General features: G+C 72.6%; 12 protein-coding genes and 1 pseudogene. 8 read left to right on the forward strand and 5 right to left on the reverse strand.

Annotation, left to right across the window (positions count from 1 at the left end; genetic code table 11):
* Positions 1 to 107 precede the first annotated feature (107 nt).
* On the reverse strand, positions 108 to 1,772 hold the full coding sequence (gene hutU / locus AC5WRT_RS00280) for a urocanate hydratase (RefSeq protein WP_496091549.1): 1,665 nt from the start codon (positions 1,770 to 1,772) through the stop codon (positions 108 to 110).
* Between the two features lie 107 nt (positions 1,773 to 1,879).
* Here hutU and AC5WRT_RS00285 point away from each other — a divergent pair, with 107 nt between their 5' ends.
* The 5 genes from AC5WRT_RS00285 (at position 1,880) to AC5WRT_RS00305 (ending at position 5,577) form a co-directional block, all read left to right on the forward strand.
* On the forward strand, positions 1,880 to 3,319 hold the full coding sequence (locus AC5WRT_RS00285; protein ID WP_496091550.1) for a type III PLP-dependent enzyme domain-containing protein: 1,440 nt from the start codon (positions 1,880 to 1,882) through the stop codon (positions 3,317 to 3,319).
* A gap of 178 nt (positions 3,320 to 3,497) precedes the next feature.
* Positions 3,498 to 3,881 (forward strand): roadblock/LC7 domain-containing protein, encoded by a 384-nt coding sequence (locus AC5WRT_RS00290; RefSeq protein WP_496091551.1) that lies wholly within the window; start codon positions 3,498 to 3,500, stop codon positions 3,879 to 3,881.
* Positions 3,878 to 4,669: a transcriptional regulator gene (locus AC5WRT_RS00295; protein ID WP_496091552.1), complete on the forward strand. Its 792-nt coding sequence runs from the start codon at positions 3,878 to 3,880 to the stop codon at positions 4,667 to 4,669. The genes AC5WRT_RS00290 and AC5WRT_RS00295 overlap by 4 nt, the downstream gene beginning before the upstream one ends.
* Positions 4,670 to 4,700: 31 nt before the next feature.
* Positions 4,701 to 5,192, forward strand: coding sequence for a roadblock/LC7 domain-containing protein (locus tag AC5WRT_RS00300; protein ID WP_496091553.1), 492 nt, complete (start codon positions 4,701 to 4,703; stop codon positions 5,190 to 5,192).
* Between the two features lie 10 nt (positions 5,193 to 5,202).
* Complete coding sequence (locus tag AC5WRT_RS00305; RefSeq protein WP_496091554.1) at positions 5,203 to 5,577, forward strand: roadblock/LC7 domain-containing protein; 375 nt, start codon at positions 5,203 to 5,205, stop codon at positions 5,575 to 5,577.
* Here the strand turns inward: AC5WRT_RS00305 and AC5WRT_RS00310 are convergent, their stop codons facing one another.
* From AC5WRT_RS00310 to AC5WRT_RS00320, 3 genes and pseudogenes are all read right to left on the reverse strand, one after another.
* Positions 5,578 to 6,162, reverse strand: a complete 585-nt coding sequence (locus AC5WRT_RS00310; protein WP_496091555.1) for a hypothetical protein — start codon at positions 6,160 to 6,162, stop codon at positions 5,578 to 5,580. It lies immediately after the preceding gene.
* A 99-nt stretch (positions 6,163 to 6,261) separates the two neighbouring features.
* On the reverse strand, positions 6,262 to 7,131 hold the full coding sequence (locus AC5WRT_RS00315) for a MurR/RpiR family transcriptional regulator (RefSeq protein WP_496091556.1): 870 nt from the start codon (positions 7,129 to 7,131) through the stop codon (positions 6,262 to 6,264).
* A pseudogene (locus AC5WRT_RS00320) lies at positions 7,128 to 7,634 on the reverse strand (histidine ammonia-lyase); the annotation flags it as partial. The pseudogene AC5WRT_RS00320 and the gene AC5WRT_RS00315, both read right to left, overlap by 4 nt.
* Positions 7,635 to 8,214: 580 nt before the next feature.
* Here AC5WRT_RS00320 and AC5WRT_RS00325 point away from each other — a divergent pair.
* Positions 8,215 to 8,646, forward strand: coding sequence for a hypothetical protein (locus tag AC5WRT_RS00325; protein WP_496091557.1), 432 nt, complete (start codon positions 8,215 to 8,217; stop codon positions 8,644 to 8,646).
* Between the two features lie 706 nt (positions 8,647 to 9,352).
* Here the strand turns inward: AC5WRT_RS00325 and AC5WRT_RS00330 are convergent.
* Positions 9,353 to 10,744 carry a cystathionine beta-synthase gene (locus AC5WRT_RS00330; RefSeq protein ID WP_496091558.1) on the reverse strand — a complete coding sequence of 464 codons (1,392 nt, stop codon included), beginning with the start codon at positions 10,742 to 10,744 and terminating at the stop codon, positions 9,353 to 9,355.
* A 161-nt stretch (positions 10,745 to 10,905) separates the two neighbouring features.
* On the opposite strand from AC5WRT_RS00330, the gene AC5WRT_RS00335 reads away from it, so the two are divergent.
* Together AC5WRT_RS00335 and AC5WRT_RS00340 are read left to right on the forward strand one after the other, a co-directional pair.
* Positions 10,906 to 11,922, forward strand: a complete 1,017-nt coding sequence (locus tag AC5WRT_RS00335; protein WP_496091559.1) for an SGNH/GDSL hydrolase family protein — start codon at positions 10,906 to 10,908, stop codon at positions 11,920 to 11,922.
* A 136-nt stretch (positions 11,923 to 12,058) separates the two neighbouring features.
* Positions 12,059 to 13,279, forward strand: a complete 1,221-nt coding sequence (locus AC5WRT_RS00340) for an acetyl-CoA C-acetyltransferase (protein WP_496091560.1) — start codon at positions 12,059 to 12,061, stop codon at positions 13,277 to 13,279.
* Positions 13,280 to 13,535: the final 256 nt, after the last annotated feature.

Here is a 13,535-nt window from a genome sequence, read left to right on the forward strand (position 1 = left end):
GGCGTCCCCGTCACCCTGCCGGGGACGGGTGGGCACGGCCGAACCCGCGTCGGGCGACGAGACCTCGGCCCCGGCCGACGAGCTGCCGTGCCCGCGCTCGTCGACGGTCACGCGCCGTCTCCCTCACGCATCGGCACGCGCACGCCCCGCTCCTGCGCCACCGACTCCGCGATGTCGTACCCCGCGTCCACATGGCGGATGACGCCCATACCGGGGTCGTTGGTGAGCACGCGCCGGATCTTCTCGCCGCCCAGCTTCGTCCCGTCGGCCACGGTGACCTGCCCCGCGTGGATGGACCGCCCCATGCCCACGCCACCACCGTGGTGGAGGGACACCCACGAGGCACCGGAGGCCACGTTGACCATGGCGTTCAGCAGCGGCCAGTCGGCGATCGCGTCGGACCCGTCGAGCATGGCCTCGGTCTCGCGGTACGGCGAGGCCACCGAGCCGCAGTCGAGGTGGTCGCGGCCGATCGCCAGTGGCGCGGCCAGCTCACCGGAGGCGACCATGTCGTTGAAGCGCTCACCGGCCTTGTCGCGCTCGCCGTAGCCGAGCCAGCAGATGCGCGCGGGCAGGCCCTGGAAGTGGACGCGCTCACCGGCCATCTTGATCCAGCGGGCCAGGGACTCGTTCTCCGGGAAGAGGTCGAGGATGGCCTTGTCGGTCCTGGCGATGTCGGCGGGGTCGCCGGACAGCGCGGCCCAGCGGAAGGGGCCCTTGCCCTCGCAGAACAGCGGCCGGATGTAGGCGGGGACGAAACCGGGGAAGGCGAACGCGCGGTCGTACCCGGCCAGTTGGGCCTCGCCGCGGATGGAGTTGCCGTAGTCGAAGACCTCGGCGCCGGCGTCCATGAAGCCCACCATGGCCTCGACGTGCCTCGCCATGGACTCACGTGCCCGCGTGGTGAAGCCGGCCGGGTCCTTGGCGGCGGCGTCGGCCATGTCCTCGAAGGCCACGCCGACCGGCAGGTAGGAAAGCGGGTCGTGGGCGGAGGTCTGGTCGGTGACGATGTCGATGGGGGCGTTCATCGCGAGCAGCTGCGGGACCAGTTCGGCCGCGTTGCCGAGGACGCCGATGGACAGGGGGCGGCGGGCGTCGCGGGCCTCCACGGCCAGCTGGAGCGCGTGGTCGAGGGAGTCGGCCTTCACGTCGAGGTACCGGTGCTCGATGCGGCGCTCGATGGCGCGCGGGTCGCAGTCGATGCAGATCGCGACGCCGTCGTTCATGGTCACGGCGAGCGGCTGGGCGCCGCCCATGCCGCCGAGGCCGGCGGTCAGGGTGACCGTGCCCGCCAGTGACCCGCCGAACTTCTTCGCGGCGACGGCGGCGAAGGTCTCGTAGGTGCCCTGGAGGATGCCCTGGGTGCCGATGTAGATCCAGGAGCCGGCGGTCATCTGGCCGTACATGGTCAGGCCGAGGGCCTCCAGGCGGCGGAACTCCTCCCAGTTGGCCCAGTCGCCGACGAGGTTGGAGTTGGCGATCAGGACGCGCGGCGCCCATTCGTGGGTCTGCATGACGCCGACCGGGCGGCCGGACTGGACCAGCATGGTCTCGTCCTGCTTGAGGGTCTTCAGGGTGCGGACCATCGCGTCGAAGGAGCGCCAGTCACGGGCGGCCTTGCCGGTGCCGCCGTAGACGACGAGCTTGTCGGGGTGCTCCGCGACCTCGGGGTCGAGATTGTTCTGCAGCATGCGCAGGGCGGCTTCCTGCTGCCATCCCAGGGCGCTCAGTTCCGTGCCGCGCGGTGCTCGTACGGGGCGGGGTCCCGACATCGTCTGCCTCCTCCATGTTGCTCTGTCTATTCACATCCTGACTTTCTGAATAGAACTAGTCAATACATCGGGGCGTCCCCGTCGGCGCGCCGGCGGTGTTTGGCTGGATGCACGCGAGACGGAGACGACCGGACACGAGGGGAGAGACCGTGGAGCGGGACATCCGGGACGACGAGGCCGAGGCGGGACGGGCGGAGGCGCGGGAGCGCGCCGCGCGGCGGGACGAGGCGGTGCGGGCGGCCGTGGAGCAGGGGCTGCTGGGGCCGGACGCGGCGGTGGTCGGACTGCTGGACGTGACCGGGATCCGGGAGTCGGCGGCGGCGCTGCGGGCGGCGTTCGACGCGATGGTGCCGCCCGGGACGCCGGTGCTGCACGCCTTCGCGGTGAAGGCGACCCCACTGGTGCCGGTGCTGCGGCTGCTGCACGAGGCGGACATCGGCGCCGAAGTGGCGAGTCCGGGCGAGCTGGCGCTGGCCCGCGCGGCGGGCGTGCCGGCCGGCCGGACCGTGCTGGACTCGCCCGCCAAGACCCCGGCCGAGCTGCGGGAGGCACTGGCGCTGGGCATCGCGGTGAACGCCGACAACCCGCAGGAGCTGGACCGCCTGGACGCCCTGGTCCGCACGTCGGCCACCGCCTCCCCGCTCGGCATCCGGGTCAACCCGCAGGTCGGCGGCGGCTCGATCGGGGCCACGTCGACGGCGACGGAGACCTCGAAGTTCGGGGTGGCGCTGCGCGACGAGGGGGCGCGCGAGTGGGTCGTACGGGCGTGTCTGGACCGGCCGTGGCTGACCCGGCTGCACGCGCACACCGGCTCCCAGGGCATCCCGCTGGCGCTGCTGGCGCAGGGCGCGGCGGAGACGTACGCACTCGCCGAGGAGATCAACGAGCGGGCGGGGCGACGGCAGATCGACACGCTCGACATCGGCGGCGGGCTGCCGGTGAACTTCGCGGCCGAGGCGACGGCGCCCTCGTACGCGCAGTACGCCCGGCTGCTGGCCGAGCAGGTGCCGGGGTTGTTCGACGGGCGGTACGGGCTGGTGACCGAGTTCGGGCGGTCGCTGCTGGCCAAGCAGGGGACGGTGGTGGCCCGGGTGGAGTACGCCAAGAGCGCGGGCGGGCGGCGGATCGCGGTGACGCACGCGGGCGTGCAGGTGGCGACGCGGACCGTGTACGCGCCAGGGGCGTGGCCGCTCAGGATCGCCGCGTACGACGCCAAGGGGCGACCGAAGCCAGGGCCGGACGTCGTGCAGGACGTGGCCGGGCCGGCCTGCTTCTCCGGCGACCTGCTGGCGGAGGGCCGCGCGCTGCCCCTGCTGGAACAGGGCGACTACGCGGCGGCGCTGGACACGGGCGCGTACTACTTCGCCCACCACTACGCCTACAACTCCCTTGCCCGGCCGGGCATCTACGGCTTCGCACCCAACGGTGCGGGAGGCATGACGTTCGCGGCCGTACGGGAGCCGCAGACCATCGCCGAGGTGGTGACGGAGTCCGGCGGGGCGCACGCGGACGCGCTCACCACCCTCAGAGCACCCGGGAGCCGTTGACGGACCCCCGGTACCGTCGAACAAATGGATCAACTCGCCCGGGTCAGTGCCTAGTTGACCCACACTAGTACGCCGGACGCATGTTCCACGGGAAAATGCCGAAGGCCTCACATCCTGCCCGCACCGTGCGTAGTGTCACTGTCACTCAGCCGGAGTCCCAGGCGGGAGGGGAGCCACGGTGCCCGGAATCGACGAGTGCCTGCTGGAAGCGATGCGGTTGCCCGGTGCCCGGGGAGCCGCGCTGGTGGACTGGACCAGCGGCCTTGCCCTCGGCACGGTCGGGGAGGCGCCCGGCGGCGATCACGAGAGGACCGCCGCCGAGACCGCCGAGCTGGCCCGGATGGCCGCCGAGCACGGCGCCTTCGCCGCCCAGGGCGACGGGCACCCGCCCATCGAGGACGTGATCGTCAGCAACCGCGACAGCTACCACCTGCTGCGGTTCGTGGACACGTCGTTCGACAGCAGCGTCTTCCTGCATCTGTGGCTCGGCCGCGAGGAGGGCAATCTCGCGCTCGCCCGCATCCGGCTCGGCGAGATGGCGGACCGGCTGGTCCTGGGATGAGCGTGGTGCAGACACCTCCGCCGCCGCTGCCGGTGCGGGACACCTCGCAACCCCGGGCGCTGTCGCCGATGCTGACCCGGCTCGCCGAGGAGCGGGCCACCGGCGTCCTGGTCCGCGAGCACGGCACCCTGTACCTCGCCGAGGGCCGGGTGGTGCATGCCGAGAGCCCGCTCGCCCCCGGCCTCGACGTGCTCCTCACGGCCCACGGCACCCTCGCGGCCACCGCCTGGCAGCGGGCCGTCGCCGACGCCTCCGGCCCGCTGCACGCCGCCGAACTCCTGTTGGGGGCAGGGCTGTTGCCCACCGGCGCGCTGGAGCTGTGCCATCTGGACGCGCTGTACGACGCCGGGTACTTCGCGCTGGCCCCGAGCAGCGCCCCGGGCCGGTTCCACTACGACCGCGCGCCCCGGCTCGGCCCGCTGCCCTCGGTGCCGGTCGTCGCCCTGGAACGCGAGACGCTGCGCCGCCGACTGCTGCTGCACCGGCTGTGGCCCGACCCGGCCGCGGACACGGCCCCGCTGATCCGCGCCGCCCCGTTGGCCGCCGCGCCGCTCACCTCCCGGCAGCGAGCGGTCCTGGACCGCGTGGACGGCGTCCGCACGGCCACCGCCATCGCCCGGAACCTGGGCCGGCAGGCCTTCCACACGCTGGTCGACGTACGCCGGCTCGCGGCGGCCGGCCAGGTCGCCCCGCTGCCGACGGCACCCGCCGCGCCGCCCCCGTTCCCGGTCACCGACCCCGACATCGCGCTGCTGAAGAGGCTCAGGGATGCGCTGGAGGCGCTTTGAACGGCACCGCCCCGCCGAGAGGAGAGAGCTGATGGTGTCCGAGGAAGATCTCCAGGCGGTCCTGGACGAGCTGCACCGGCTGCGCAACCGGGTCCCGCAGCTCACCGGGGCCCTCGCGGCCGGCGTCGACGGCCTCGTCGTCGCCCATGACACCCCCGGGGTCGACCCGGAGGGCCTCTCCGCGCTCACCGCCGCCGCGCTCGGCGTCGCCGTCCGGATGACCGACGCCACCGGAAACGGTGGCTTCCGGGAACTGCTGGTACGCGGCGAGCGCGGCTGCATCGCCACCTACGCGGCCGGCCGGACCGCCGTACTGACCCTGCTCGCCGAAGGCCGGGTCAACGTCGGTCGGCTGCACCTGGAGGGCCGCCGTTCCGGCGCCCGCATCGGGGAGCTGCTCGACGCCGCCGAGGCCGCCGCCCGGGCCGCACGCCAGACCCCCCGCTCCGCACCCGCACGCACCCGCACCACCCGCGCGCCCCGCACCACGGCCGCCGAGGCGCGCACCGCAACCGACAGTTGAGAGGACCACCATGGCCAACACCGAAACCGCGCTGAAGGAAGCCCTCACGTCCATCGAGGGCGCCACCGGCGTCGCGCTCGTCGACTACACCAGCGGGATGGCGCTGGGCACGATGGGGGGCAGCAAGAGCTTCGACCTGAACGTGGCCGCCGCGGGCAACACCGACGTGATCCGCGCCAAGATGCGCACGATGGAGATGCTCGGCCTCAAGGCCGACATCGAGGACATCCTGATCACACTGTCCGACCAGTACCACCTGATCCGCCTGCTCAAGAGCCGCGGCGGCAACGGCCTCTTCCTCTACCTGGTCCTGGACTCCGCCCGGGCCAACCTGGCGATGGCCCGGCACCAGCTGAAGCGGATCGAGGAGGAACTGGAGGTGTAGTCACACCAGTTGTGCGGTACGGCGGCGGGCCCCGCCCGGGGCCGCGTCGCCGGCCGCGATGCCCGTACCGCGCAGGCCTCTGACGGTCTTGCCCGCCGGGCGCCCGCCGCGCTTGTCGAGCCAGTCGACGCGCACCCACAGCAGCGTCTCCTCGGCGCGCTCGCGCCGCCCGATCCAGGCGGCCTTCAGCCGCAGCCCGGTGCCGAGCCCGGCCAGCAGCATGCCGCCGGCCGCGGGCACCGCGAAGGAGGAGCCGAGCGCCACGGCGAAGGCCAGCAGCAGCCACCAGCGGTGGCCACGGCGCCAGTTGCGCACGGTCACCGCCCGGTCCTGCAGCACGTCGTACTTGCCCGCGCGGGCCGCGCCGCGGGCGAGGGCGCCGTACCGGCCCCGCCGCGCCAGCGCCACCACCGCCGCGCCCACGAGGAACAGTGCGGCCCCGGCGAGCACCCCGATCCGGCGCCCGGTGAGCCCGGGCGGCAGCACCCCGATCCCCGCCGCGAAGACCCCGAACCACCACAACGGTGCGGCTCCCGCCCGTACGACGACGGCCACCCGGGCCAACCCCTGTCCTCCGCGCGCCACGTCAGCCTCCCGTCTCACGTGTCCGTAGAGCGCCTGTGTCCGGAGGGGAAATTTAACGCGCGAACGTGAGACGAATCTGAGAGCACCTGTGCGAGGGGCTCACTCCACGAACAGGCCCCGCGCCGCCGCCTTCGCGTCGAACTCCTCCAGCCGGGCCTGCGCCTCGGGCAGGTCGTCGCAGACCGCCTCCAGCAGCACCCGCCCGAGCAGCATCGGCGCGCACGCGGTGTCGAAGGCGAGTCCGGTGCCGACGGCGGCCGGCAGCAGCAGATCGGAGTACTTGGCGACCGGCGCGAACGCGGAGTCGGCGACCGTGACGGTCGTCAGGCCCAGGTCCTTGGCGTAGGCGAGGGTGTCGACGACCTCACGCGGATGCCGGGGCAGCGCGAAGCACAGCAGTGCGGAGGCGCCCGCGCGTACGGCGGCGTCGATCCGGTCCTGGAGCATCGTGCCGCCCTCGTCGAGCAGCCGGACGTCCGGATGGACCTTGGCGGCGAAGTAGCAGAAGCCGTACGCCTGGGAGGCGGCGGCGCGCAGGCCGAGCACCGGCAGCGGACGGGAGGCGGCCAGGATCCGGCCGGCCTTCTGCACCGGGCGCGGGTCGGCGAGCAGGTCGGCGAGGTGCCTGAGGTTCTCGATCTCGGCCTCGACGGCCTGCTGGTACTCGTTGAAGGCGACCGCCTCGGCGGCCGGTTCGGCCGGGACGACCTCGCGCAGGTGCTTGCGCAACGCCGGGTAGCCGTCGAAGCCGAGCGCGACCGCGAACCGGGTCACCGACGGCTGGCTGACCCCCGCCAGTTCGGCCAGCTCCACGCTGGACAGGAACGGCACGTCCGCGGCCCGGCGGACCATGCTGTGCGCGATCCGCCGCTGGGTCGGGGTGAGCCGGTGCCCCTCGAACAGAGCCTGCAGCCGACCCGCGGGGCTGTCGGGCACGCCCGTCGCCTCGGTACTCCTGTCCACGCTCATGACGCGCTCCCCCTCCAGATGTCCGCGAACCGGTCCAGCAGTACGGCCGCCTCCGTCACGTCGTCCGTGAGCGGCCGGTCGGCCGGGTCGGCGTCCAGGACCGGCTCGGCGAGCGCGAACGCCCGGCCGGCCGGCAGCCCCGGGCCGGGCCGCAGGTCGCGCCGGCGCGGCGCGCGGACGGCGGCGACCAGGCGGCCGACCACCAGACGATACGCACCGCACGCGCGCGGGGTCTGCCGCGCGGCGAGCGAGGCGAAGCCCGCCTTTTCCTCGACGCCCCGGGAGAGTACAGGGTGGCCCAGCGAGGCGGGCGCGGAAAAGGCACGTCGATCGCCGAGGGCCGCCCCGGCCGCGTCCTCCGGGATCACCACGCCGGGGGAGGCCGGTTCGCTGCCGGCAAGTACGGTGCGGATCAGGGTGTGGGCGGGCTCGTCGCGGCTGGACAGGCGGGAGGTGGACGGCCGGGGCACCTGGGCGAGGGCGGCCCCGAAGTGGTCAAGGGCGGCGAGGGCCGGTACGGCGTCGTCGACGCCGGGCCCGGTGCCGTCGAGGACCACCGCGGCCGACTGCACCGACGACGGCGCATCCACGTTGCGTGGCAACATCACGCCCAGACTCCCCTCGACCCGGACATCCGGCCCTGCCCTCGGTCATCCGTCACGGCCGATTCGCACCAGCCCGTTGACAAGCTATTCACACACCAAGAACTCTGCATGACGTTATACAGCCCGGCAAGGGACATCTCGGATCCAGTTCGATGCGGTCCACGAGCGTTTCCCGAACGGCACCTCAGCAGGCGACGGCCTCGGCCACCTGCGGCGCCTGGCGCTGGGACGCCCTCGCGGTGTACGCGCTGGGCCCGCTCGCCCAGCTGCCCTTCCTCGCCACCGCGCTTCTGCACCGGCCCCCTGGTGGACCGGCTGGGCGGCGCAGACGTCTGCTGGGCCGTCGGCCTCGCCGTACCGGGGCTGCTGTACCGGCTGATCGGACGGCGGAACGCCGCGTACCGGCCCGGGAACCCGAGGGGGAAGAGGGGGGTTGTCCCCAGTGCGGAGGGCGTGAGCGCTCCCTACCGTAGGGGCCATGACCGGAGTGGACGGGCGGGACACCGACCTGAGAAGAGAACTCGACGCCACCCTGCAGACCCGCGGGGAGCTGGGCGAGGAGTACGAGTCGGCGCTGGTCGACTCCTTCCTGGAGAAGGTGGAGCAGCGGATCGACGACGTGGTGGACCGCCGGGTGCGGCGCCATCTGGCCGAACAGCGGATGTCGACCGCGCGCGACACCCGGCGCCCGAAGAACACCGACACCTGGGCGGAGCGCTTCGGACTCGCCGTCATCTCGCTGGTCCTGGCCGTCCCGCTGACCGCCGTCGGCGGCGGCATCGCGGGGACGGCCGGGACGGTGGCCACGTGGGTCGGCATCGTCGGCGTCAACTTCGCCCAGGCGGTGCGCACCAACCCGGACCTCTTCACCGGGCGGCGGCGCACCTCGTCCGAGGACCGATCTTCCTGACGCCGGCCGGGTCGGCAGGCCCAGGGCCCGGCGCAGGTCGACGTGCCGGGGCCGACTGGTGGCATGGGCGACGACGTCCGCGACCTCCGCCCGAGAGGCCGCCGATCGCCCCGACCATCTCGTCCGGCTGCCCGGGCAGCTCCTGGCTGCGCGCCTGGGACGCCCGCGCGGTTCGTCAGGCCCGGCTCGGTGTTCGTCACCCGCACGTCACGCGGCCCGGACACTGAGCGCAGGTCCGATCGGGTCCGGCAGCATGACGCACGCGTGCCGACGACGAGGCCGGCGGCGGTACGGCCGGACAGTTCTCGTACGAGGGTGCCAGGTTGCCGGGAATTCGGCACCGCGCGCCGAACCCCCTGGAAAAGACTGTCGCGGGGACCGCCGCACCCCCGTCTCCGGGGGGCGGGACGACGGCGGTCCCCGCGAGGGACGCGGGCCGGGTCAGGGCCGGGCATCACGCGTCCGTGGCGTCCATGGAGGTCCGGGAGCCGCTCCGGAGGTCCTTGGCGCCGTTCGGCGCCGACCAAGGCGGGGAGCCTCCCCCAGCGCCTTACGCCTGGGAGGAACCCTCACCCCTGCCGACGCCCTTCAATCTGCCGGACCCGTGTTAAGCCGGTGCTGCGCGCACGTGACACGCTCGTACCACTTCCGCGAACCCCGGCTCACATCAAGGAGTAGCGGTACACGGCAGTTCACCGGGGGTTCGCTACTGCTTTCCGCCCTTGGCGAGAAACGCCAGCAGGTCCTGCCGGCTGACCACGCCGGTGGGCTTGCCCTCGACGAGGACGATCGCCGCGTCGGCCGAGCCGAGCACGGACATCAGGTCACCGACCGGCTCGCCGGAGCCGACCTGGGGCAGCGGGGCGGACATGTGCTTCTCCAGCGGATCGTCGAGGGAGGCCCGCTTGGAGAACAGGGCGTCCAGCAGCTCACGTTCCACCACGGAGCCGACGACCTCGGCGGCCATCACGTCCGGGTGACCGGCGCCCGGCTTGACGACCGGCATCTGCGAGACGCCGTACTCGCGCAGCACCTCGATGGCCTGGCCGACGGTCTCCTCGGGGTGCATGTGCACCAGGGAGGGAATGGTGCCGCCCGCCTTGTCGCTCAGGACGTCGCCGACGCGGGCGTTCGGCCCCTCGTCCTCGAGGAAGCCGTAGTCGGCCATCCACTCGTCGTTGAAGATCTTGCTGAGATAGCCGCGCCCGCTGTCCGGCAGGAGCACCACCACGACGTCGTCCGGGCCGAGCCGTTCGGCCACCCGCAGCGCCGCCACGACCGCCATGCCGCAGGAGCCGCCGACCAGCAGGCCCTCCTCCCTGGCGAGCCGGCGGGTCATCTGGAAGGAGTCCTTGTCGGAGACGGCGACGATCTCGTCGGCGACGGTGCGGTCGTAGGCGGTCGGCCAGAAGTCCTCGCCGACGCCCTCGACCAGGTACGGCCGCCCGGAGCCGCCGGAGTACACCGAGCCCTCGGGGTCGGCGCCGACGACCTTGACGCGGCCGTCACTGACGTCCTTCAGGTAGCGGCCGGTGCCGGAGATGGTGCCGCCCGTGCCCACGCCCGCCACGAAGTGGGTGATCTTCCCCTCGGTCTGCTCCCACAGCTCGGGACCGGTGGAGTGATAGTGCGAGAGCGGGTTGTTGGGGTTGGAGTACTGGTCGGGCTTCCACGCGCCCGGGGTCTCACGGACGAGCCGGTCGGAGACGTTGTAGTAGGAGTCCGGGTGCTCCGGAGCGACGGCGGTCGGGCACACGACGACCTCGGCCCCGTACGCGCGCAGCACGTTGATCTTGTCGGTGGACACCTTGTCGGGGCACACGAAGATGCACTTGTACCCCTTCTGCTGCGCCACGATGGCCAGGCCCACCCCGGTGTTGCCGCTGGTCGGCTCGACGATCGTCCCGCCCGGCTTCAGCTCACCGCTCTGCTCGGCCGCCTCGATCATGCGCAGGGCGATGCGGTCCTTCACGGAGCCGCCCGGGTTGAAGTACTCCACCTTGGCCAGGACGGTCGCCTGGATGCCCTTGGTCACGCTGTTGAGCCTCACCAGCGGGGTGTTGCCGACGAGGCTGATCATCGAGTCGTGGAATTGCACCGTTGTCTCCGGTTGCTTGCAAAAAGAAGTGGTCGTGGTGGTGCAGCCAGCCTAAGGCCAGGTACGTGGCCGGGGCGGTCGTTCACTCCCCGTCGAGATTGGCGCACGGTCGGTACGGGGCAAGGAGTGGGTGTACGGCTACGAGGAGGTGGCGGCGACGCATGACGCGCATGTCGAGGGCGAGAGTGGCCCGGCGTATCGCGGCCGGGGCGGCGTACGGCGGTGGCGGGGTCGGGCTGGCCGGCGCCGCGGCGGTCGGCCTGTTGCTGGCGGAGATGCGGCTGGCCAGACGCCATGTGGGCAACGGCAGCGGCGGCCGGGTTCCGGTCGCCGACGGCGTGTACGGCCACGCTTACGACATCCCCGGGGAACCACCCCTGCGCCTGACCATGCTCGGCGACTCCACGGCGGCCGGACAGGGCGTGCACCGGACGGGCCAGACGCCGGGGGCGCTGCTGGCGTCGGGCCTGGCGGCGGTGGCGGAACGCCCGGTGGAGCTGCGCAACGTCGCCCTGCCCGGGGCGCAGTCGGACGACCTCGACCGCCAGGTGGGGCTGGTGCTGTCCGTCGGGCTTCCCGTCCCGGACGTCTGCGTGATCATGATCGGCGCGAACGACGTGACCCACCGGATGCATCCGACCCGCTCGGTGCGCCACCTGGCGGCGGCGGTACGGCGGCTGCGCACGGCCGGTGCGGAGGTGGTGGTGGGCACCTGCCCGGACCTCGGCACGATCGAGCCGGTGCAGCAGCCGCTGCGCTGGCTGGCCCGGCGGGCCTCCCGGCAGCTGGCGGCGGCACAGACGATCGGGGTCGTGGAGCAGGGGGGACGGACCGTGTCCCTCGGCGACCTGCTGGGCCCGGAGTTCGAGGCGAATCCGCGGGAGCTGTTCGGCCCCGACAACTACCACCCCTCGGCGGAGGGCTACGCGACGGCGGCGATGGCGGTGCTGCCGACGGTGTGCGCGGCGCTGGGGCTGTGGCCGGAGGAGGAGCGGCCGGACGTGGCACGCCACGAGGGCTTCCTGCCGGTGGCGCGCGCGGCCGCCGAGGCCGCGTCGGAGGCCGGCACCGAGGTCACGGCGGCCATGCCGACGGGGCCGCGCGGCCCGTGGGCACTGCTGAAACGGCGCAGGCGGCGGCGCGTGCCGGAAGCCGAGCCCGCACGGCCGGCCACGTGATCGAGCCCGCACACCCAAGCAAGCGCTTAGTAAATTGCGGCCAGTGTCACACCGCGACACCGGTGACCTGGACCATACGTAGCGGTAACTTCCCAACCGGCCCTGCCCGAAAAGCAAACTGTCCACTGGAGCCGTGATGCCCGAAGCCGTCATCGTCTCGACCGCCCGCTCCCCCATCGGCCGCGCCTTCAAGGGCTCCCTCAAGGACCTGCGCCCCGACGACCTCACCGCCACGATCATCCAGGCGGCGCTCGCCAAGATCCCCGAGCTGGACCCGAGGGACATCGACGACCTGATGCTCGGCTGCGGCCTGCCCGGCGGCGAGCAGGGCAACAACCTCGGCCGGATCGTCGCCGTGCAGATGGGCATGGACCACCTGCCGGGCTGCACGATCACCCGTTACTGCTCCTCGTCCCTGCAGACCTCCCGCATGGCTCTGCACGCCATCAAGGCCGGCGAGGGCGACGTCTTCGTCTCGGCCGGTGTCGAGACGGTCTCCCGGTTCGTGAAGGGCAACTCCGACAGCCTCCCGGACACGCACAACCCCTTCTTCGCCGAGGCCGAGGCCCGTACCGCCGCCGTCGCGGAGCAGGAGGGCACCACCTGGCACGACCCGCGCGAGGACGGCCTGGTGCCGGACGCGTACATCGCGATGGGGCAGACGGCGGAGAACCTGGCCCGCTGGAAGGGCGTCACCCGCCAGGAGATGGACGAGTTCGGCGTCCGCTCGCAGAACCTCGCCGAGGAAGCCATCAAGAACGGCTTCTGGGAGCGCGAGATCACCCCGGTGACCCTCCCCGACGGCACCGTCGTCTCCAAGGACGACGGCCCGCGCGCCGGCGTCACCCTGGAGGGCGTCGCCGGCCTCAAGCCGGTCTTCCGCCCGGACGGCCTGGTCACCGCCGGCAACTGCTGCCCGCTCAACGACGGAGCCGCCGCCGTCGTCATCATGAGCGACACCAAGGCCCGCGAACTGGGCCTCACCCCGCTCGCCCGGATCGTGTCCACCGGCGTCTCCGGCCTCTCCCCCGAGATCATGGGTCTCGGCCCGGTCGAGGCGAGCAAGCAGGCCCTGGCGCGCGCCGGCCTGACCATCGACGACATCGACCTGGTCGAGATCAACGAGGCCTTCGCCGCCCAGGTGATCCCCTCCTACCGCGACCTCGGCATCGACATCGACAGGCTGAACGTCAACGGCGGCGCGATCGCCGTCGGCCACCCCTTCGGCATGACCGGCGCCCGCATCACCGGCACCCTGATCAACTCCCTGCAGTGGCACGACAAGCAGTTCGGCCTGGAGACGATGTGCGTCGGCGGCGGCCAGGGCATGGCCATGGTCATCGAGCGCCTCAGCTGACGCACGTTCGGTAGCGAACCGGACACGTAACGTCGGAGAACGGCCCAGAACCGGGGAAAGCCCAAGGTTCTGGGCCTTTCCGTGATCCAATCTCGCCCAGGATGTGACCTATCTGACTCGCCGACCGCATCGCTGCAGGTCAGCGCAGGCCGGCGCAGCACAGGACGCACCCCCGAAGCCAAAGCCCTGTCCCTTTCGTGACGTTACGCACTGACAGCTGCTTAGTCCGCCCTTCAAGCTGATGTAGGAAGTCGGG

Source organism: Streptomyces sp. NTD91 (assembly GCF_059510455.1).

Excerpts from the sequence above, each read along its gene's own strand:
- AC5WRT_RS00335 (WP_496091559.1), top strand. The coding sequence starts at position 10,906 with ATGACGCGCATGTCGAGGGCGAGAGTGGCCCGGCGTATCGCGGCCGGG.
- hutU (WP_496091549.1), bottom strand. The coding sequence starts at position 1,772 with ATGTCGGGACCCCGCCCCGTACGAGCACCGCGCGGCACGGAACTGAGC.
- AC5WRT_RS00325 (WP_496091557.1), top strand. The coding sequence starts at position 8,215 with ATGACCGGAGTGGACGGGCGGGACACCGACCTGAGAAGAGAACTCGAC.
- AC5WRT_RS00340 (WP_496091560.1), top strand. The coding sequence starts at position 12,059 with ATGCCCGAAGCCGTCATCGTCTCGACCGCCCGCTCCCCCATCGGCCGC.
- AC5WRT_RS00300 (WP_496091553.1), top strand. The coding sequence starts at position 4,701 with ATGGTGTCCGAGGAAGATCTCCAGGCGGTCCTGGACGAGCTGCACCGG.
- AC5WRT_RS00285 (WP_496091550.1), top strand. The coding sequence starts at position 1,880 with ATGCACGCGAGACGGAGACGACCGGACACGAGGGGAGAGACCGTGGAG.
- AC5WRT_RS00305 (WP_496091554.1), top strand. The coding sequence starts at position 5,203 with ATGGCCAACACCGAAACCGCGCTGAAGGAAGCCCTCACGTCCATCGAG.
- AC5WRT_RS00295 (WP_496091552.1), top strand. The coding sequence starts at position 3,878 with ATGAGCGTGGTGCAGACACCTCCGCCGCCGCTGCCGGTGCGGGACACC.
- AC5WRT_RS00315 (WP_496091556.1), bottom strand. The coding sequence starts at position 7,131 with ATGAGCGTGGACAGGAGTACCGAGGCGACGGGCGTGCCCGACAGCCCC.